This is a genomic window from Vibrio sp. OY15 (genome assembly GCF_000742455.1).
Lineage (GTDB): Bacteria > Pseudomonadota > Gammaproteobacteria > Enterobacterales > Vibrionaceae > Vibrio > Vibrio alginolyticus.
In genome coordinates this window covers 1-19643 of record NZ_JPIL01000010.1, presented here as the reverse complement: position 1 = coordinate 19643, position 19643 = coordinate 1, and the positions used below count along the sequence as shown (strand labels likewise).

Annotated in this window: 22 protein-coding genes; 10 read left to right on the top strand and 12 right to left on the bottom strand. The window is 46.9% G+C overall.

Annotated features, from left to right (window positions below; genetic code table 11):
- Positions 1 to 2 precede the first annotated feature (2 nt).
- The 3 genes from ccoG to IJ23_RS25430 all read right to left on the bottom strand — a co-directional run bounded on the left by ccoG (position 3) and on the right by IJ23_RS25430 (position 2333).
- A complete protein-coding gene (gene ccoG, locus IJ23_RS13815; protein WP_033906581.1) occupies positions 3 to 1424 on the bottom strand; it encodes a cytochrome c oxidase accessory protein CcoG in 1422 nt (473 codons plus the stop codon).
- 308 nt (positions 1425 to 1732) lie between these two features.
- Positions 1733 to 1999 carry a YihD family protein gene (locus IJ23_RS13810; RefSeq protein WP_033906580.1) on the bottom strand — a complete coding sequence of 89 codons (267 nt, stop codon included), beginning with the start codon at positions 1997 to 1999 and terminating at the stop codon, positions 1733 to 1735.
- Positions 2000 to 2165: 166 nt separating this feature from the next.
- Complete coding sequence (locus tag IJ23_RS25430; protein ID WP_005379043.1) at positions 2166 to 2333, bottom strand: hypothetical protein; 168 nt, start codon at positions 2331 to 2333, stop codon at positions 2166 to 2168.
- Positions 2334 to 2629: 296 nt separating this feature from the next.
- Between IJ23_RS25430 and IJ23_RS13805 the strand changes: the two genes are divergently transcribed.
- Both IJ23_RS13805 and trhA read left to right on the top strand, forming a co-directional pair.
- Positions 2630 to 3436, top strand: coding sequence for a sporulation protein (locus tag IJ23_RS13805; protein ID WP_033906579.1), 807 nt, complete (start codon positions 2630 to 2632; stop codon positions 3434 to 3436).
- A gap of 70 nt (positions 3437 to 3506) precedes the next feature.
- The gene (gene trhA, locus IJ23_RS13800) at positions 3507 to 4160 is read left to right on the top strand and encodes a PAQR family membrane homeostasis protein TrhA (RefSeq protein ID WP_025768918.1); all 654 of its coding nucleotides are present in this window, start codon (positions 3507 to 3509) and stop codon (positions 4158 to 4160) included.
- Positions 4161 to 4193: 33 nt separating this feature from the next.
- Here the strand turns inward: trhA and IJ23_RS13795 are convergent, their stop codons facing one another.
- From IJ23_RS13795 to def, 6 genes are all read right to left on the bottom strand, one after another.
- Positions 4194 to 4778, bottom strand: coding sequence for a DUF3157 family protein (locus tag IJ23_RS13795; protein WP_033906578.1), 585 nt, complete (start codon positions 4776 to 4778; stop codon positions 4194 to 4196).
- Between the two features lie 26 nt (positions 4779 to 4804).
- Complete coding sequence (locus IJ23_RS13790) at positions 4805 to 6250, bottom strand: TrkH family potassium uptake protein (protein ID WP_017821575.1); 1446 nt, start codon at positions 6248 to 6250, stop codon at positions 4805 to 4807.
- Between the two features lie 9 nt (positions 6251 to 6259).
- Entirely contained in the window at positions 6260 to 7636 is a 1377-nt protein-coding gene (gene trkA / locus IJ23_RS13785) for a Trk system potassium transporter TrkA (protein ID WP_005379062.1), read from the bottom strand.
- Between the two features lie 63 nt (positions 7637 to 7699).
- Positions 7700 to 8983: a 16S rRNA (cytosine(967)-C(5))-methyltransferase RsmB gene (gene rsmB, locus IJ23_RS13780; RefSeq protein ID WP_033906577.1), complete on the bottom strand. Its 1284-nt coding sequence runs from the start codon at positions 8981 to 8983 to the stop codon at positions 7700 to 7702.
- An 80-nt stretch (positions 8984 to 9063) separates the two neighbouring features.
- Positions 9064 to 10011: a methionyl-tRNA formyltransferase gene (gene fmt / locus IJ23_RS13775; RefSeq protein ID WP_005461453.1), complete on the bottom strand. Its 948-nt coding sequence runs from the start codon at positions 10009 to 10011 to the stop codon at positions 9064 to 9066.
- Between the two features lie 33 nt (positions 10012 to 10044).
- Positions 10045 to 10563, bottom strand: a complete 519-nt coding sequence (gene def / locus IJ23_RS13770; protein WP_005379068.1) for a peptide deformylase — start codon at positions 10561 to 10563, stop codon at positions 10045 to 10047.
- Between the two features lie 138 nt (positions 10564 to 10701).
- Here def and IJ23_RS13765 point away from each other — a divergent pair, with 138 nt between their 5' ends.
- The 4 genes from IJ23_RS13765 (at position 10702) to IJ23_RS13750 (ending at position 14017) form a co-directional block, all read left to right on the top strand.
- Complete coding sequence (locus IJ23_RS13765) at positions 10702 to 11796, top strand: LysM peptidoglycan-binding domain-containing protein (RefSeq protein WP_033906576.1); 1095 nt, start codon at positions 10702 to 10704, stop codon at positions 11794 to 11796.
- Positions 11780 to 12889, top strand: a complete 1110-nt coding sequence (gene dprA, locus IJ23_RS13760; RefSeq protein WP_017821579.1) for a DNA-processing protein DprA — start codon at positions 11780 to 11782, stop codon at positions 12887 to 12889. The genes IJ23_RS13765 and dprA overlap by 17 nt, the downstream gene beginning before the upstream one ends.
- Positions 12890 to 12891: 2 nt before the next feature.
- The gene (locus IJ23_RS13755; RefSeq protein WP_033906575.1) at positions 12892 to 13371 is read left to right on the top strand and encodes a DUF494 family protein; all 480 of its coding nucleotides are present in this window, start codon (positions 12892 to 12894) and stop codon (positions 13369 to 13371) included.
- 76 nt (positions 13372 to 13447) lie between these two features.
- Positions 13448 to 14017: a DNA topoisomerase family protein gene (locus tag IJ23_RS13750; RefSeq protein ID WP_033906574.1), complete on the top strand. Its 570-nt coding sequence runs from the start codon at positions 13448 to 13450 to the stop codon at positions 14015 to 14017.
- Positions 14018 to 14080: 63 nt separating this feature from the next.
- Here the strand turns inward: IJ23_RS13750 and IJ23_RS13745 are convergent, their stop codons facing one another.
- Together IJ23_RS13745 and purE are read right to left on the bottom strand one after the other, a co-directional pair.
- On the bottom strand, positions 14081 to 15214 hold the full coding sequence (locus tag IJ23_RS13745; RefSeq protein ID WP_033906573.1) for a 5-(carboxyamino)imidazole ribonucleotide synthase: 1134 nt from the start codon (positions 15212 to 15214) through the stop codon (positions 14081 to 14083).
- Positions 15215 to 15218: 4 nt separating this feature from the next.
- On the bottom strand, positions 15219 to 15704 hold the full coding sequence (gene purE / locus IJ23_RS13740; protein ID WP_033906572.1) for a 5-(carboxyamino)imidazole ribonucleotide mutase: 486 nt from the start codon (positions 15702 to 15704) through the stop codon (positions 15219 to 15221).
- Positions 15705 to 15903: 199 nt separating this feature from the next.
- On the opposite strand from purE, the gene IJ23_RS13735 reads away from it, so the two are divergent.
- The 4 genes from IJ23_RS13735 (at position 15904) to IJ23_RS13720 (ending at position 18628) form a co-directional block, all read left to right on the top strand.
- The gene (locus tag IJ23_RS13735) at positions 15904 to 16461 is read left to right on the top strand and encodes an L-threonylcarbamoyladenylate synthase (protein ID WP_033906571.1); all 558 of its coding nucleotides are present in this window, start codon (positions 15904 to 15906) and stop codon (positions 16459 to 16461) included.
- A 47-nt stretch (positions 16462 to 16508) separates the two neighbouring features.
- Entirely contained in the window at positions 16509 to 17426 is a 918-nt protein-coding gene (gene hemF, locus IJ23_RS13730; protein ID WP_033906570.1) for an oxygen-dependent coproporphyrinogen oxidase, read from the top strand.
- A 101-nt stretch (positions 17427 to 17527) separates the two neighbouring features.
- Positions 17528 to 18361: a shikimate dehydrogenase gene (gene aroE / locus IJ23_RS13725; protein ID WP_033906569.1), complete on the top strand. Its 834-nt coding sequence runs from the start codon at positions 17528 to 17530 to the stop codon at positions 18359 to 18361.
- A gap of 3 nt (positions 18362 to 18364) precedes the next feature.
- Positions 18365 to 18628: a DUF1488 domain-containing protein gene (locus IJ23_RS13720; RefSeq protein WP_005379090.1), complete on the top strand. Its 264-nt coding sequence runs from the start codon at positions 18365 to 18367 to the stop codon at positions 18626 to 18628.
- Between the two features lie 7 nt (positions 18629 to 18635).
- Here the strand turns inward: IJ23_RS13720 and IJ23_RS13715 are convergent, their stop codons facing one another.
- Positions 18636 to 19184 carry a gamma carbonic anhydrase family protein gene (locus IJ23_RS13715; RefSeq protein ID WP_033906568.1) on the bottom strand — a complete coding sequence of 183 codons (549 nt, stop codon included), beginning with the start codon at positions 19182 to 19184 and terminating at the stop codon, positions 18636 to 18638.
- Between the last annotated feature and the right edge of the window lie 459 nt (positions 19185 to 19643).

Here is a 19643-nt window from a genome sequence, read left to right as displayed (position 1 = left end):
AGTTATAGCTTCTTGATAAATCGGCTTTCCACTTCAATGGTGAATTCGTTGCTCTTATCGGTGAGTATAAACTGAATTGTCGTAATCGCAGAGTTTAGCTTGTCAGGATCGGCACCAAGACTCATTGGCAGGTTCAATACCTCACCTGGCTGGACCTGAATTGTCTGCTTACCATACCAGCTTACATCGGATAGCCCTTCAACATCCAACGAGTACTCTTGCACTTGCTGAGTTTTGTTGATCACCTTGAGGGTGTAGGTGTTTTCTACTTCGCCCGAGCTATTAACGCGGAACAGTTGGTTACGGTCGCGAATAACACTCATACCGGCTGGGTCTACCGCTGCAATTTGGGCAAAGAAAAGACCGACCATGACCAGTAGCACAGCTCCATAGCCCAGCAGCTTCGGACGCATGACTTTGGTACTCTTACCCGATAAGCGGTGCTCGGTGGTGTAACTAATTAGGCCCTTCTCGTAGCCCATGCGATCCATGGTGTTGTCACACGCATCAATACAGGCGCCACAGTTGATACATTCATACTGCAAGCCGTCACGAATATCGATACCTGTTGGGCACACCTGCACACACAAGTCACAATCAATACAATCACCCAAACCAAGTTGCTTTGGATCGGCTTTGCGCGGACGTGGGCCACGTTTTTCCCCACGTTTTGCATCGTAGCCAACGATGAAGGTGTCTTTATCAAACATGGCAGACTGGAAGCGCGCGTAAGGACACATGTGAATACACATGATGGAACGCATCCAACCAGCATTACCATAAGTACAAATGGCAAAGAACATTACCCAAAAGACGGGCCAGAAGTTGGCGTTAAAGGTGAAAAAGTCGATAACCAATTGCTTCATTGGTACGAAGTAGCCAACAAAAGTAAAACCAGTGGCGAGTGCAATGGCAAACCAAGCTATATGTTTGACGGTTTTACGCATCGCTAAATTCGCCGTCAGCTTATTGGAGTCTTGTTTACGGCGTTTATTGGCACTACCTTCGAGCTTCTCTTCAAACCAGATATACATGAAGGTCCAGACGGTTTGTGGGCAGAGATAGCCACACCAAACCCGACCTAAGAAGGTGGTAATAAAGAACAACCCAAACGCCGCGATCACAAACAGCAAGGCGAGTAGGGTAAGATCTTGTGGGTACAGGGTGGTACCGAAAAAGTTGAACTGCTGGTTGCCAATATCGAGCAAGATCGCTTGACGTTCACCGTAAGGAATCCACGGTATCAAAGCGAAGAGAAGTAGTAAGAACCAACCACCGTAACGACGTAGTTTCTGGTAAGTTCCTTTACTTTCGCGTACATAGATGCGATTACTTGGGTTAAACCGATCCCCGTTTCCTTTGTGGGTTTTGGGATTATAGGTTTTAGGAGTCACATCTTTGATATCGATCTTGTCCTGACTCATGCACTCATCCTTCTTAGGCTTTTATAATGTACGGCGTCATTTCTATTGATGTCGCTCGATGACATTGCTGCTCGTTCCGTCATAAAGATGACCGAACATAATTATTTTAGTAAATACTGATGAACGGCGATTATACAATCAATAACAATTCCGTTTCTTTAACGCAGTCAATGTTTAACAACAAAAATCAGTACAGTTAATCTGATAATTGGCTGAACAGTTATAACCAATTGTGGGACTAAAAACTTTGGTTATAAAAAAGCGACTCACAGAGAGAGTCGCTTAAAGAATACTGGCTGTTGAGCTGGTTATTTGATGATGCCACGAGCGCGTAGGATCGCCGTTTTAAAATCGTCCTCTTGGTCTTTTTTGAGTCCAGGGATCATTTCATCTTTGCTGCTATTACGCATTTTAAGGTGGTAGATCAGTACATCGTCGGTCAGATCTTCTAGCTTTCCTTCATAGCCTGCTTCTTTTGCCAGCTTAACGATGAACTGCAATAGGTTCAGCTCTTGCTCTTTATGCCATTCAGGCTCTAGTAGCTCAAGCAGCTCTTCAATGCGATGACACTTCATTTCTTTCTCCACAGAATTTATAGGTGTAATTAGCAGTAAAGGTACCAAATTGCTTTGCGAAGACCAAATAGGAAAAACTATCTCTTTCACTGTAGTTTGTTCTAAGTCTTTGAAGCTTTATGAGTCGCGTGCAAAGAAAAAAGCGCAGCTGGCGCCGCGCTTTTGATTAAGCTGCTTTGATAACTTTGGCCGGAACACTCGACATCATTGCTGTCTTCTCAACCAATGTCATTGCTGGCGCAACTTGCTTTGCCTTTGGTGCAGTAGTAAAGCCACTGCGGCGGCGCATTGCACTAGTATTAGTGTGTGCGAACCTGACTGTTGTTGGGCGCATTAATTTACCTAACTGTCAGGCATATCCATTGCCGATGTAATGGCCTGAATCATTATGAGCTAGGCTCCAACAAGATTGAAGAATCACTCTTCTGGCTCTCGCCAATCCAGTTAATGAGTCAGGAATACCGATATGCATGCATATCAAGTGTAAGATTAGCATCCTTGTAATAATTGGTCGATAGTTGAGCAATTGAATTGTTTAGATTTTGTCATTTTGTCGCGATGTTCGAGGCAATTTTTGTTTGATCCCACGATCAGCAGTAGTAGTATGAGATCTCGATGAAGGAGGTGCCTATGTCACTTTTGAAGAAGACACTTGCCAGTTTTGGGATTGGGAGCGCGAAGGTCGACTCAATCTTAAACCAAGACGTGCTATACCCAGGTCAAAGTGTGGATGTGTCGATCCATGTATATGGTGGTGCGACTGAACAAGCGATCGACAACATTGATTTAAAACTCTGTTGCCGCTACATCGCAGAAGCCCCTGATGACCGTGGTGCGCGAGAAGGACACAGCATGCGCCGAGTACCTCAAACTCATGTGCTTGCTAAGTGGAGTCTCCCTTACGCATTTACCATCCATTCCGGCGAAGAGCGTACCTTCGATGTTAAGCTCGATGTGCCTTGGAACACGCCTGTCACCATTGGTGATGCCAAAGTATGGTTAGAAACCGGCTTAGACGTTGCTGCTGCTTTGGATCCGACTGATAAAGACATCCTCACCGTTCGACCTGATCCACTGATGGATGCGGTACTATCTGCATTTGAAGCGCAAGGTTTACGAATTCGCCAGGTGGAATGCGAGGAAGTGAAAGGATTCGATCTACCATTTGTGCAAGAGTTTGAGCTGGTGCCAACCGACGGACCTTACCACGGCGTGTGGCGCGAATTAGAATTTGTTGCCCACCGCAGTGAGCAAGAGCTCAAGTTATGGTTTGAAGTTGACCGCACACGCAAGGGGCAAGGTGGCATGCTCGCGAGCTTACTGGGTAGTGGCAAACTCAAGCGAGAGCTGACCATTCCTGCCACGACTAAGCCAGATCAAGTTGGCGAACTGGTACTCAATTATCTCGATCAAACTACTGCCGTTCATGAGTCTTAATTTAAGCTTACACGTGTAAGCCTAATGTGCCATACTAGAGCAAATTTCAAACTCTAGTATAGGCGCATTGATGTCCGAGCTGCAGAAACCTCAATACAGTCAACGTGAAGAACTGGCCAATACCATCACCCACGGTATAGGGATGATTTTTGGTATTGTTGGCTTGATACTGCTGTTAGTTAAAGCCATAGACCATCAAGCTGACACTTTAACGCTTACCAGTATGGCGATTTATGGTGCGAGTATTATCGTGCTATTTTTGGCCTCGACGCTCTATCATGCGATCCCTCATCCCAAAGCGAAACGTTGGCTAAAAACCTTCGACCACTGTGCTATTTATCTTTTGATAGCAGGCAGCTATACCCCTTTCTTGTTAGTCAGCTTAAGAACACCTCTAGCATTTGGGTTGATGATCGTTATTTGGAGCATTGCGTTGATCGGCATCATCATGAAAGTTGCGTTCGTCTATCGATTTAAAAAGCTTTCTTTGATGACGTATTTGGTGATGGGATGGTTATCGTTGATTGTGATTTATCAGTTGGCGATCAACTTGGATGTCGGCGGACTTACACTGCTTGCTGCTGGTGGAGTTGTGTATTCACTGGGCGTGATTTTCTACGTTGCGAAGCGCATTCCCTTTAACCATGCGATTTGGCACGGCTTTGTTTTGGCTGGCTGCGTGTGCCATTTCTTTGCTATTTATTACTTTGTTGAGCCTATCTAGCCGATAGGCTCAACAAAGAATATTAAACACGTATTAGCGAGTTTTTACCTCTAGCACTTTGGCAGAAAACTGGTATTGCTGTGATTGCGGTACAGCCAATTTAATGCTCTTACCTTGTTCCGCTTGCTGTGGTCGCAGGTAGGTATCCGCCATGCGCTTGATGGATTGCCAAACCGTCACGTTTTCTTTTGCCAGTTGCTGACCAGACATATCAAACACTTGCACCTCAACTTCCACTTGAATGACAGATTGAGAGCTTTGGTTAGTGATTGATGTAGGCAAAATAAGCTCACCGCTTTGATAGCTTGCTGAACCAATCAATACATCCACACCTGAATCTGATAGCTGCATGGTTGGCTTTTTGGCGTTTACCACCACGGTCGTGCCAACGGTTTTCGTTACCACAGGAATTGTCGCAATCGCAGGAGCTGCGATTGTTTCAACTACGCTTGCTGTTGTTTGTGTCTCCGTCGCTTGCTGCGCCGGTTTTTTCATGACGTACTCCCAGGTAAAGTCATCGTTCAACTTCACTTCTCGACCATCGGCTAAAGTGATGACCTCGGCGGCGTATGTGGATGAGGCGGTAAGTAGGGTCGCCAGAGTAATCCATGTTTTCATTGTTATACCTTTTAATTAGAGTCTGCTTAGCGGCGCCAAAACGCAGGAAAGAACAGTACAAGAATAGTCAGAATTTCCAAGCGGCCCATTAACATCCCAAAGCTTAAGAGCCATTTGGCAGTATCGGGCAGAGGCGCGAAGTTGCCTGTCGGGCCAATCACACTGCCCATACCAGGGCCAACATTGGCAACGGCGGTGATTGAGCCAGAAATACTGGTCACAGGGTCGAGGCCAAGAGCACTTAAACAACCTGCGATAAAGATAATGGTGATAAAAAACATCAAGCCAAATGCCACCACTGAGCGAACAATATCATCATTCACCGGTCGCTGGTTATAACGCTGTACAAACACCCCTGAAGGGTGAATCAACTTCATCATTTGTTTGTTTAGCAGCGTCATCGCAATTTGGAAGCGGAAGATTTTGATCCCGCCAGACGTTGATCCTGAGCATGCTCCCGCCATCATTAAGAATGCGAAAAGAGTGGTGGGTAATGCGCCCCATGCGGTGAAGTCTTCTAAGCCAAAGCCAGTTGTGGTGACGACAGAGACAATATTAAACATCGACACTCGCAGGGCATCCAAAATGGTGTACCCATCTCGAATCACTAGCCAAGCTGAAATCACTAAGCTTGAGAATACGAACAGGTACGCAAATCCTCTAACTTGAGCGTCGTTAACCAACACATCAATACGGCGTTTACGTAATGCGGCGATAAAGAGCAAAAACGGCAAACCACCTAAGAACATAAAGGTAGTGGCCACCCAATGTGCGCCATTAGAGAAGTGGTTCATTGACCCATCAGATGTAGAGTATCCACCCGTCGATAGCGTAGTAAAGGCATGGTTGATTGCTTCGAACAGGTTCATGCCGGTGATCAAGTAGCCCAAAATACATAGGCCTGTTAGCATTAAATATACCGCTACGATGTTTTTGGCGACCGTTTTCGCTCTTGGACTACTTTTATCCGACCAATCTGATGATTCGGTTTGGAATAGCTTCATACCACCGACATTCAGCATAGGTAGCACTGCTACCGCCATCACGATAAAACCAATGCCACCAAGCCACTGTAAAATAGAGCGCCACAACAATATGCTCGGCGCCATGTTGTCTAGGCCACTGAGCACCGTTGAGCCCGTCGTGGTGATACCCGACATCGTTTCGAAGTAGGCGTCGGTGAAGCTGATGTGGTTGATAAACACAAATGGCAAAGCGGCAAACGCACTCGCGATGGTCCAAACCAAACTGGTGATGAGGAACATATCGCGTACGCTGAGTTTGAACTTGGCGGTTCGACCTATCGTTAGGCAGATGAAGGCGGCAAGGTGCGTGATCACAACGGCTTGGGCGAAATCGAGGAATCCCCCCGTACCGGTAAAGAAAGCGACCAAAGTCGGCACGTACATAAACAGGGCCAGTTTGGATAAAACCAGCCCGATAACAAACAGTACGGGACGTAAGTTGACCATAGGAAAATCCTAGAGGAAGAATGGACTCGGCTGGAATAGCGCTTCGACGTCTGATACGTATTTTTTGTTGACCAGGAACATCACCACATGGTCATCCTGCTCGATGACCGTACGGTCGTGGGCAATAAGAACTTCTTCGCCACGAACGATAGCACCAATGGTGGTCCCAGGTGGAAGCTTTATATCTCCAATCGCACGTCCAACCACTTTAGATGTACTTTCATCACCGTGAGCGACGGCTTCAATCGCTTCCGCAGCGCCGCGGCGAAGTGAGGATACGTTTACGATATCAGCGCGACGAACGTGCGTTAGCAAGGCTGAAATAGTGGCTTGCTGAGGTGAGATTGCTACATCAATTACGCCGCCTTGTACCAGGTCTACATAAGCGCCACGTTGGATCAGCACCATCACTTTTTTAGCGCCCATGCGTTTTGCCAACATTGCAGACATGATGTTGGTTTCATCTTCGTTGGTCAGCGCGATGAAAACGTCGACTTGGTCGATGTTCTCTTCCGAGAGAAGCTCTTGGTCTGCCGCATCACCGCAGAACACGATGGTGTTTTCTAGTTGCTCAGAGAGCTTTTCTGCACGCTGGTAGTTACGCTCAATCAGCTTCACGCTGTAAGTTTGCTCTAGGCGTTTAGCCAAGCTTGCGCCGATGTTACCCCCGCCAACAATCATGATGCGGCGGTACGGTTTTTCTAGGCGCTGAAGCTCACTCATCACTGAGCGAATATGATTACTTGCTGCAACGAAGAACACTTCATCGTCGGCTTCAATAATCGTGGTGCCTTGTGGGCGAATCGGGCGACCCTGGCGGAAAATAGCCGCCACACGGGTATCGATGTGCGGCATGTGCTCACGCAAAGCAGACAGCGCATTACCCACCAGCGGGCCACCATAGTAGGCTTTCACCGCCACTAGGCTGACTTTCTGTTCAGCAAAGCTCACCACTTGCAGCGCGCCTGGGTATTGGATCAGACGTTCGATGTAGCTCGTGACGAGTTCTTCTGGTGCGATAAGGTGATCAACAGGAATAGCGCCAGATTTAAACAGGGCTTCTTTTTCTGCCAAGTATTCTGGAGAGCGAATACGTGCAACGCGGTTTGGGGTATTGAATAGAGTGAACGCGACCTGACAGGCAGCCATGTTGGTTTCATCAGTGTTGGTTACTGCGACGAGCATATCGGCGTCTTGCGCGCCAGCTTCATGCAGCACGTCTGGGTGGCTCGCATGGCCATTGACCACACGCAGGTCGTATTTGTCCTGCAATTCACGCAGTCGGTCGGCATTATTGTCGACGATGGTGATGTCGTTGTTTTCACCCACTAGGTTTTCTGCCAGTGTGCCGCCAACCTGACCTGCACCAAGAATAATGATCTTCATACTCTTTTCTCGTATCTGAAAAAGGCGATTGAAATCACTTCAATCGCCCTATTTAGCATGCTGTTACGCGTGTGTTTTAGTTAGCACTGCGTAGTAGAAACCATCCATATCTTCTTCGCCTGGTAGAATTTGACGACCAGGCTGGTCGGGATCAGAATCCAGCAGTTGCGCATCCGCGGTACGTGCTAAAAACGCTTTTACTTGCTCCACGTTTTCTTGCGGTGTGATTGAACAAGTCGCGTAAACCATGGTGCCGCCGGGCTTCAGTTGCGTCCACATGGCATCAAAAATTTCACTTTGCAGCTCTGCTAATGCGGCGATGTCGTCTGCACGACGTAGCCATTTGATGTCTGGGTGACGACGAATCACGCCAGTCGCAGAACATGGGGCATCCAGCAAAATGCGATCAAATTGCTCGCCTTGCCACCATTCTTGTGGATTACGCGCATCACCGCAAACCACTTTTGCCTGAAGGTTGAGACGCTTCAGGTTTTCATGCACACGTTTCAAGCGTGTGTCGTCGCAGTCAATCGCGACCACTTCACTGCCCGACGTGCGCTCTAGAATGTGCGCAGTCTTGCCACCTGGCGCAGCACAGCAATCTAAAATCAGTTCGCCGTCTTGTGGTTTTAGGTAGTTGATCGAAAGCTGCGCCGCCGCATCTTGTACCGAAACCCAACCTTTATCAAAACCAGGTAGCTTCATCACGTCACATGGTGCGGCCAATTTTATGGCGTCCATTGCTTCTGTGTGTGGCGTGCTATCAATGTTTTCATTTTTGAGCAGCGCAAGGTATTCATTTCGAGTGTGGTGTTGGTGATTTACACGGAGCCACATTGGTGCTTTTTGGTTGTTCGCTTCAACTATGCTTTCCCATTGCTGTGGGTAGGCCTCTTGCAGCAGTTTTAGTAACCAGCTTGGGTGACCGTACTTGCCAGCGTTGTTGCTGACGGCCATTTGGTCGAGTTCTTCTTGGTTGCGCTGGTAGTTACGCAATACAGCGTTAATCAAACCACGCAGACGAGGACCTTTCAGCTCTTTAGTGCCTTCAACCGTTTCACCGACAGCTGCGTGCGCAGGAATGCGCATGAAGCTCAGTTGGTAAATACCAACCAGAATTAGGTGATGGAATACACGTTGTTTGCCTTTTAGCGGCTTATCCATCAATTGGTTTGCGATCATTTCTAGGCGAGGTAGGTAACGTAGCGCACCGTAACAGATCTCTTGTAACAGAGCGTGGTCACGAGGTCGTACCGTTTGTTGAGCCGCTGGAAGAGCGCTTGAAAGTGAGTGGCCCTTGTCGACGACAAGATACAGGACGTTAGCAGCCGCAGCGCGAACATTCATGATGAGTACCTTAAAGTAAAGGAGGGCATCTCTGCCCTCTAAAAGTTCGTATAATTGGGGATAATAACCCCTAGTATGGCTTAAACCAGCAGAGTGCCAACTTCAAACCAAGCCGCACGCGAATTCAGAATATCCTGAACTGACATGGCTTTTTTGCCAGGAACTTGCAGTTGCTCTAGCACCAGTACGCCGTTGCCTGTCGCAACATAAATACCGGTTTTATCTGCTTGCACGATGGTGCCGGCTGGCTTGTCACTGGTTTGCTCTGCCACACGGCTTTGCCATACTTTGATGCTGTTTTCTGCCGCCTCAAAGTGGCTCATTGGCCATGGGTTAAATGCACGAACGCAGCGCTCAATGTGCGCCGCATCGTCGTTCCAGTTGATGCGTGCTTCTTCTTTGCTGAGTTTTTTCGCATAGTTCGCTAGCTCATCGTCTTGCTTCACTGGCACTGCTTTACCCGCAGCAATGTCTGCTAGGCAGTCAATCAGGGCTTCTGGACCAAGCTCAGCCAATTTTTCGTACATTGAAGCGCTGGTATCTGTCGCTTCGATTGGCAGAGTTGCAATCTTCAGCATATCACCAGTGTCGAGACCGATGTCCATCTGCATGATGGTTACGCCAGTTTCTGCATCGCCCGCCCAAATAGAGCGTTGGATTGGAGCCGCACCACGCCAACGAGGTAGGATAGAACCATGTACGTTGATACAACCCAGTTTAGGGGTATCAAGAACCGCTTGTGGCAGCAGCATACCGTACGCCACGACAACCATGAGGTCGGCGTTCAGATCGGCAAGTTCTTGTTTCGCTTCGTCGGACTTAAAGCTTTCAGGTTGGTAAACCGGGATATTGTGTTCTAGCGCCAGTTGTTTTACCGGTGGCGCAGCCAATTTTTTGCCACGACCCGCTGGACGATCTGGGTTTGTGTAAACCGCGATGACTTCATGCTCCGAAGACAACAACGCCGCCAAGTGACGGGCGGCGAAATCCGGAGTACCTGCAAAGACAATTCGTAAAGACTGACTCAAGGTAGACTTCCTTCTAATTGGTATGGTTCGAGATTAAGCGTTTTGCTGCTTCTCGTTAAAGCGTTTGATTTTCGCTAGCTTGTCCTGAATGCGTTTGCGTTTCAGTGGCGATAGGTAATCCACGAACAGCTTACCTTGTAGGTGATCAAGCTCGTGTTGAACACAAATCGCTAGCAGGTCGTCGGCTTCAAAGGTGAACTCTTTGCCATCACGATCCAGTGCTTTAACGGTAACTTCTGCAGCGCGAGGCACAAGTGCGCGCGCACCTGGTACCGACAGACAGCCTTCTTCGATGCCATCTTCGCCACGCTTTTCCAGAATCTCAGGGTTGATTAGCACCATCGGCTCATCGCGAGTTTCTGAAATATCAATCACTACGATACGTTTGTGGATATCAACCTGCGTTGCAGCAAGGCCAATACCTTCTTCGTCGTACATGGTTTCAATCATGTCATCGACGATTTTTTGAATCTCAGGGGTCACCGCTTCAACAGGCTTTGCGACTGTGCGCAGGCGATCATCCGGGAATGTTAATACTTGTAATACAGACATATTCACTCGAAATATTGAACTGTGCCGAAACAGCACAAACCTTGTTGGCTCAATTCTAGACATTTTATAGCCTAAATGACAGCATCCTTGCACCAATTTCCATTCTGGTTCCTGCTTAATAGACCAAGGACGAGGGTCATGAATCGAATTTTCCGCAACGTTGCCAGTGTTACGTTGCCGCTACTTTTCTCTTTCAACGCTGTAGCAAATGTGGATGCGAACCCACTGACTGTTAAAGATGATGCGCCACAAACGTATGTAGTCGTGAAGGGCGATACGCTATGGGATATTTCGGCCATGTACTTAGATAGCCCGTGGTTGTGGCCTCGTTTATGGCAAGTAAACCCGGAAATCGATAACCCTCATTTAATTTATCCCGGAGACAAGCTGTCTTTGGTGTGGATTAACGGTCAGCCCGTGTTGAGCCTAAAACCGGTTAAGAAGCTGAGCCCGAAAGCTCGCATCACAGAAAAGAAAGCCGTACCAACCGTTGCGGAAGGTTTGGTGATGCCTTACCTTCAATCGGATCGGTTGCTAGATAAAGATTCGTTGAACAGAGCAGCAAAAGTGATGGGTAGCAGCAAAGGCAGTAAGTATCTGACTGCAGAAGATGTGCTGTATATCAATGGCAATCAGACCGCGACAGGTTGGGCTATTTACCGACCAGTAGCTACCTTTTCGCGTGACGATGTGTCCGAAGAGATTACCGCGCTGCGTTTGATTGCCAAAGGCGAGCTCGTTGAAGCTTCGAGTGATTATTCAGGTTTGAAGCTTACATCGCAAATGCAAGAAATCCTACGTAACGATATCGCGTTGCCAAATCAATCGGTTGAGAATACTGACTTCACGACTACGTTCTATCCGCTGCCGTCGCCACAAGGCAGTTCTGCAAAGTTGCTAGGTAATATCGAAGGCATTCGCTTTAGTTCAACTAACCAAGTCGTGGTGATTGATAAAGGCACGTCAGACAATCTGAAGCAAGGCAGTGTGTTTGATTTAAAAGAAGACGCGCACCCAGTTTACAAAGACGGCGATGAGTTCAAGAAAGAGTTTGGCGTGCTTGATAAGAAAATTACTTTGCCTCAAAGCAAAGTTGGTGAGTTGCTGGTCATTCGTCCTTATGAGTACTTTAGCTTGGCACTGATCACTAACAGTACGAAACCCATTAACCAAGATATTTCGGTGGTGTCACCGTTGGCGGACGAATTAACCATCGATGAATCGACGAAATAACGATGATCTCGCTGCCTGGTTAAAACTGAGTTGTTTACCAGGCATTGGCGGCGTCAAAATGAATAAGCTACTGGCAAGAGACACGCCACGTAACATCGTAAACTTCTCTCCTGAACAGCTACAACAACTTGGGTTAACAACTAAGCAAATTCAAGCTTGGGCTTCAACAGATAAAGAAGTCGATGCTTGTTTAAGCTGGCTTGAGGCTTCTACAAATCATCATATCCTGACACTGACTGACCCGCGTTATCCACCTCAACTCAAACAAATCGTTGCACCGCCACCTCTACTTTTTGTTCAAGGAAACCCTACTTGTCTCTCTCAGCCACAAATCGCGATGGTTGGCAGTCGAAATGCGAGTATTGATGGATTACAGCATGCACGTCAGTTTGCTGCAGAGTTTGTTCAGCACGATTTTATTGTCACCAGTGGTCTCGCTTTAGGCATTGATGGTCATGCGCATGATGGTGCGTTGCAAGCCGGTGGTAAGACGATTGCGGTGCTAGGATCTGGTTTAGCAAATATTTATCCAGCACGTCATCGTAGTTTAGCGCAACGTGTTATTGAACACGGGGCTTTGGTGTCTGAGTTTCGGCCTAATGCCAAGCCGCGCCCAGAAAACTTCCCGCGTCGTAATCGTATTATTAGTGGATTATCGCTTGGTGTACTGGTCGTCGAGGCGGCGAAAAAGAGCGGCTCGTTAATTACAGCTCGTTACGCGCTTGAGCAAGGTCGAGAAGTATTTGCGCTGCCAGCGTCAATCAATGCCCCCAATGCCTGCGGTGGAAACCAGTTGATACGTCATGGCGCTTGCCTCGTAGAAAAGACGAAAGATGTCTTAGATGAAATACAGTCCTTGCTTGATTGGTCTATTAATCAGAGTACCGATTTATTTTCTACGTTAAATGATGAAGAAGAATTGCCATTTCCTCAGCTGTTAGCTAACGTAGGAAGTGAAGCTACACCGGTTGATATTCTTGCAAACAGGACCAATATACCTGTCCAAGAAGTCATGATGCAGCTCTTAGAGTTAGAACTCTCTGGGCATGTCGTTGCGGTTTCAGGTGGCTATATTCGAAAGGGGAGGGGCTAGCTATGATGATGGATATACTGATGTATCTATTCGAAACCTACATCCATAGCGATGCAGAGTTACAGGTCGAACAAGACGAGTTGGAAGAAGAGTTGCTTCGTGCAGGCTTCCAACAAAAAGATATCTACAAAGCCCTTGTCTGGTTAGAAGAGCTTGCCGCATTGCAGCAAAGTGACACCTCTTCTGCAATCTCGACTTGCATGGCTTCGTCATCAACTCGTATCTACACAGCGAAAGAGACGCAGCGTTTAGATTTGGAATGCCGAGGATTTCTATTGTTTCTCGAGCAAATCAATGTGTTAACCACAGAAACTCGCGAAATGGTGATTGACCGAGTGATGGGATTAGAAACGAGTGAGTTTGAGCTTGAAGACCTCAAATGGATCATTCTGATGGTGCTGTTTAATGTGCCTGGCAACGAAAACGCTTACACGCTAATGGAAGAGCTGTTGTACACCAAGGAACAAGGGATTCTTCACTAACCATCTGGGCAAGTTCGAGTTTAGCTAGAATAAACGCGAGTTTGTCTTTTTGTGTGTTTTTCACGAAACGGTAAGTATGAGTAGTAAAATCGACAACACCCTTTTCTCTGCCCATGAACACGCTTTGGAACACGAGCCGTGTCCAAAATGTGGTGGTGAGCTGACTCTCAAGCACGGAAAACATGGCCCATTTCTCGGCTGTAACCATTACCCAAGCTGTGATTACATTAAACCGCTACACAGCAATGATGGGCACATCGTGAAAGAGTTGGGTGTGCCTTGTCCTGAGTGTGGCAATGAGTTGGTTCTCCGCCAAGGGCGCTACGGTATGTTCGTTGGTTGTAGCCATTACCCGGCTTGTCATCATATTGAGTCGATTAATCAACCTGAGCCAGAAAAGCAGTCGCAAGAGCACCACGCGTGTCCTGAATGCGGTAAAGGTCATTTAGTTGAACGTAAGACGCGTTTTGGTAAAACTTTCTACGCATGTGATAACTACCCTAAATGCAAATTTGCAGTGAATCTCCCTCCGGTAAAGGGGAGGTGCGAAGAATGTGGTTTTACGTTGTTGGTGGAGAAGAAACTCGCCAGTGGTGTGAAATTGCAATGTGCCAACCGTAAGTGCCAGCACACTCAACAAGGGTAAATACATCAAAGGAATTAAAAAGGGTCGCATCGTGCGACCCTTTGTGGTTTTTGGGGCTAGATTTTAGCGTTGTGCTTGTTTCGCAAACTCGTGCACGGCTGGGAATGTCATTGGATCTAAGACCTTCGCGAGAGCGCACAACCTACGGTGCAATTCTCCTGGGTAGTCACCGCATACGTTGATGTGACCCATTTTGCGCCCTTCGCGCTTCTCTTTGCCGTACCAATGGATGTGACAACCATCCATGGCGAGCAGCGTTTCTGGCAACGTATCTTCACCAAGAATATTCACCATTGAGGTTTCACGAACCAATTTCGTACTACCTAATGGTAAGCCGCATACTGCGCGCAGATGGTTTTCAAACTGACACGTTTCTGCACCTTGCTGTGTCCAGTGACCAGAGTTGTGCACGCGTGGAGCAATCTCATTCACTAAAAGTGCCCCATCGACATCAAAGAACTCAAGCGCTAATACGCCAACGTAATCTAGGCTATCTGCGACAGCCGTGAACATTTGCTTTGCTTGTTCCTGTAACTCTGGCGCATCAATCGCAGTAGAAAGACTCAATACACCGTTGGTGTGAACATTCTCTGCCAGAGGGTACACTTCCACATTTCCATCTTTGCTTCGAGCACCAACTAGTGATACTTCGCGGTTAAAAGGAACAAACTCTTCAGCAACAATCGCTTGAGTTGGTGTTGCCGCGATGCACTCTGCCATCTCAGTCCAAATGTCGTCGACTTGAGAAGCTTCTTTTAAGCGCCATTGGCCTTTACCATCGTAGCCACCCAATGCACTTTTCAGAACCATTGGCATACCAACGTGTTCAATTGCGCGCTCAAAGTCTTCACGAGTTTCAATGACGTAGTATTTCGCGTTGCGCACGCCAGCATCATCAAGCAGTGCTTTTTCAATACGGCGATCACCACCTGCTTTGATGGCTTGCGTACTTGGTAGGAACTTGCCGCTCGCTTCGCAAACCTTTAGCACGTCATGTGGAATATGCTCGAACTCGGCAGTAATCACATCAACTTGCGTAATCGCATTTTCCAAGCCATGGCCAAGTACCTGTTGAGTTAAAGGGTGAACGACATCACCGCTGCTGACATCGTAAGCTGAAATTTGAATATTCAGTGGCGCACCAGCCAGAGACATCATACGAGCCAACTGACCCGCACCAAGAACCAGTACATGCATCTGATTAATCCTCTGCAGGGTTTGGATTTGCGAGAACTGTTTCCGTTTGCTCATTACGGAATGCTTCTACCTTCGCCATGATGTTTTCATCATGAGTGCCTAGGATTTGCGCTGCTAGGATACCGGCGTTTGCTGCGCCCGCTTCGCCAATCGCCAATGTACCAACCGCAACTCCCTTTGGCATCTGTACAATAGAGAGCAGTGAATCCATACCTTTCAGTGCACGAGACTGAACGGGAACCCCAAGCACTGGCAAACTAGTAAACGCCGCCGCCATACCTGGTAGGTGGGCTGCACCACCTGCGCCTGCGATGATAACTTTGATGCCGCGTTCTTTTGCGCCACTAGCGTAGTCAGCCAGTAATTGAGGAGTTCGGTGTGCTGACACGACTTTTGTTTCGTAAGGCACGCCAAATTGATCTAGCATGTCCGCTGCTAGTTTCATGGTTGGCCAATCGGATTTAGAACCCATGATGATACCGACTTTCATCTCAAACTCCTTTAAGCTGCAAAAATTAGGTGAGCTATAAATTTGTGCGCATTATACGGGGATTTTTATCTCAAGCAAACGTTTGCGTCTTGTTGTTGGCGCTATTGATACATTTTATAAAAAAATTGCTTTAGTGTCTGAGAGTGAATATTTGTACACTTAGTGAAAACAACACAGTCAAACAAATAGGAAGTAATCGGTGGATAACTTTGAACAAGTGCTCAACGCACTCAAGCAAGGCGAAGTGATTGCCTATCCAACAGAAGGGGTTTTTGGTGTCGGATGTGATCCAGATAACCCAGAAGCAATTCAAAAGCTATTAGAGCTCAAGCAGCGTCCGGTAGAAAAAGGGCTGATTCTAATCGCGGCAAGTTATGATCAGCTTTTGCCTTATATTGATGAATCTCAGTTGACTGAAGAACAATTACAGACTGTTCATGCCACTTGGCCAGGCCCATACACTTGGATCATGCCAGCGAGCGATAAAGTATCCAACTGGGTTTCAGGGCAGTTTGATTCAATTGCGGTTCGTGTGACTGATCATCCTTTGGTGCAAAAAATGTGTAATGCATTCGGAAAGCCGTTAACCTCTACCAGCGCGAATCTCTCCAGCTTACCACCGTGTATGACCACGGAAGAAGTCGAAGAGCAGTTGGGTGATAAGCTGGTCGCCATTCTTCGTGGCGAGACCAGCGGTCGTGATAAACCCAGCGAGATTCGTGACGCCAAAACTTCACAAATATTAAGACAGGGTTAACCCTGCTAGCCAGCCATCATTAGGTTTCACGTAATAGGTAATAACGTATGTCAGCGATCGATAAGCACGCCGTAAAGCAGTTCTTGATGTCACTTCAGGACTCCATTTGTCAGCAGTTAGAACAAGAAGATGGAAAGGCCGTCTTTGTCGAAGATGCATGGCAACGTGAAAAAGGAGAGCGTCTGGGTGGCGGTGGTCGCTCACGTGTTTTGCGTGATGGCCTTGTTTTCGAGCAGGGAGGCGTGAACTTCTCGCATGTGGAAGGGAAAGAAATGCCAGCATCTGCGACAGCGCATCGCCCAGAGCTAGCGGGTCGTCGTTTTGAAGCGATGGGTGTTTCTTTGGTTATTCACCCTAAAAACCCTTATGTACCGACTTCACACGCCAATGTCCGCTTCTTTATTGCAGAAAAAGATGGCGAAGACCCAATTTGGTGGTTTGGTGGTGGTTTTGACCTAACGCCGTTCTATCCATTTGAAGAAGATTGCCAATCATGGCACGACACTGCAAAACTGCTTTGTGCGCCATTTGGTGACGATGTTTACCAAGAGCATAAAGCATGGTGTGACAAATACTTCTTCCTACCACATCGTAATGAAACTCGCGGTGTTGGCGGTTTGTTCTTTGATGATCTAAACCAGTGGGAATTTGATAAGTGTTTTGCTTACATCAAAGCAGTGGGTGAAGGCTATTGCCAGGCTTACTTGCCGATCGTTTCTCGTCGTAAAGAGTTCAAGTATGGTGAGCGTGAGCGTGAATTCCAACTATATCGTCGCGGCCGTTACGTAGAGTTCAACTTAGTGTATGACCGTGGCACCTTATTTGGTTTACAAAGTGGTGGGCGTACTGAGTCGATTCTGATGTCAATGCCGCCGCTCGCTCGCTGGGAGTACTGCTACGAGCCAGAAGCGGGATCGCCAGAAGCTGAACTTTACGAGCGATACCTAACGCCCCGAGAGTGGTAAGCACGGAATCTCCTTTTCTATATAGATAGATAGTGATAGGGTCATCTGTAATCAGGTGGCCCTGTTTTCTCTATATCTAAGTAAGGAACAAAGGTAAGGAAATGACCCAGCAAATCGATCGCTATGCCGTGTTTGGTAATCCTATCGGACACAGTAAGTCGCCATTCATTCACACCTTGTTTGCTCGTCAAACTAATCAATCTTTGGTGTATACCGCAGAAAGTGCACCTGTTGATGGTTTTATTGACGCGGCGAAGGTGTTTTTTGCTGAAGGTGGCAAGGGGTGCAACATCACTATGCCATTTAAAGAAGATGCTTATCAATTTGCTAGTCGATTGACAGAACGGGCTCAGTTAGCAGGCGCGGTAAATACCCTCAAGAAGTTAGACGATGGTGAAATCATCGGTGACAACACTGATGGTGCAGGTTTAGTGCAAGATCTGCTTCAGCATCAGGTTGTATTGGAAGGTGCGCGAATCCTAATTATTGGTGCTGGTGGTGCAGCTCGTGGTGTTATTAAGCCACTACTCGATCAAAAGCCGACCTCTTTAACCATTACCAACCGTACCTTTAGTAAAGCACAAGAGCTCGCAGAGCTGTTTGTCTCTCACGGTCCTATCCTCGCCAAAGAGATGGCAAGTATTGATGAAGAGTATGATGTCATCATTAACTCCACATCCGCTTCTCTTAGTGGTGAACTGCCGACTATTTCATCCTCCATCTTTGCCGCTAACAGTACAAGCTATGACATGATTTATGGCAAAGGGGTGACGAGCTTTAACTTATGGGCAAAAGATAATGGCGCCGCTCATGCGTATGATGGTCTTGGAATGTTAGTTGGGCAGGCTGCGGAAAGCTTTATGCTCTGGCGTGGCTTACGTCCTGGTGCCAAACAAATTCTCAGAGAACTAAGAAAGAACCTTGAAGGTCAATAAGCGATGAATCAATCCATCTTATTCCCAGATATTCAATCATGGGATGAAGTATCACAATCGGTAAACTTTTCGGCGCAACAATCAGGCGCACTAATAGAGTGCTTTGTGACGAAACAAAAGTTAGAAAAGCTCAGTGGTTCACTGATTGAAACTGAGCAAGCGGCAATTAAAGTGTTTACTGATTACCGATTCGACCTAGAAGAAATGGCTGAAGAGCTAATAGAAGATGAAGCCTTCAACGAAGAAGGCCATATCATCATCGGTTAACAGGGCTTTAGTTCAAGTCTTTTACTTCATTTAAGTAGTCGTTTTTGTTTTGCACATAGTTGTTGGCAGACTTTTGCAAGAAAGCTCGTTCTTTTTCTGATAGAGGGCGAGCTTGTTTTACTGGGCTTCCAACATATAAGTAGCCACTTTCTAATACTTTCCCAGGTGGCACTAAACTGCCTGCTCCGATCATCACCTCTGACTCAATTACAACAGCATCTAAAACAATAGCTCCCATACCAACCAAAACACGATCGTGGATCTGACAACCGTGCAGCATCACTTTGTGGCCAATCGTAACGTCATTACCAATAATCAATGGGTAGCCGTTTGGGTTTTCAGCGTTCTTATGGGTGACATGCAAAACACTGCCATCTTGAATATTCGTTCGATCACCAATGTGAATGTGGTTTACATCGCCTCGCGCTGCTACCAATGGCCAAATGCTAGAATCATCGCCAATTCGGATATCACCGACTAAAACAGAGGTTGGGTCAACGTAAACACGCTCACCAAGTTCAGGCTTTATACCTTTGTAGCTTCTCATTGAGCTCATCTTTTTTCCTTATTCAGGGCGATTACAGGGTGTATGGAGGTAGAATAGTAGTGAAAACTCGCCTTTTAGAATAAAAAACACCCAAACGATAAAAAAATCAAAAAAAACGAGAAAAAGGGCTTGCCAATGTGATCGCAATCTCTATAATGCCACCTCGCTGACACGGCAACGCTTCGAAGCTTAAGTTTCGAAAGTAAGAGCCAAGTTAGCAAGCCAAATTAGCCAAGCGGAAACGCTTGAAGAAAGTTTGAAAAAAGTGATTGACACTAAACTTTAACTCGCTAAAATGGCCGTCCTGTTTTGAGCGAAGCTCAACAGGAAAGCTCTTTAACAATATAGACCTATCAATCTGTGTGGGCACTCGTTGATGATAATCCAAATAGTTTCTTCGGAAACAATTTAGGTTTCAATGATACGAAGTGACCATTGAATCGAAAGATTCAGCACAGTCAATTCAAA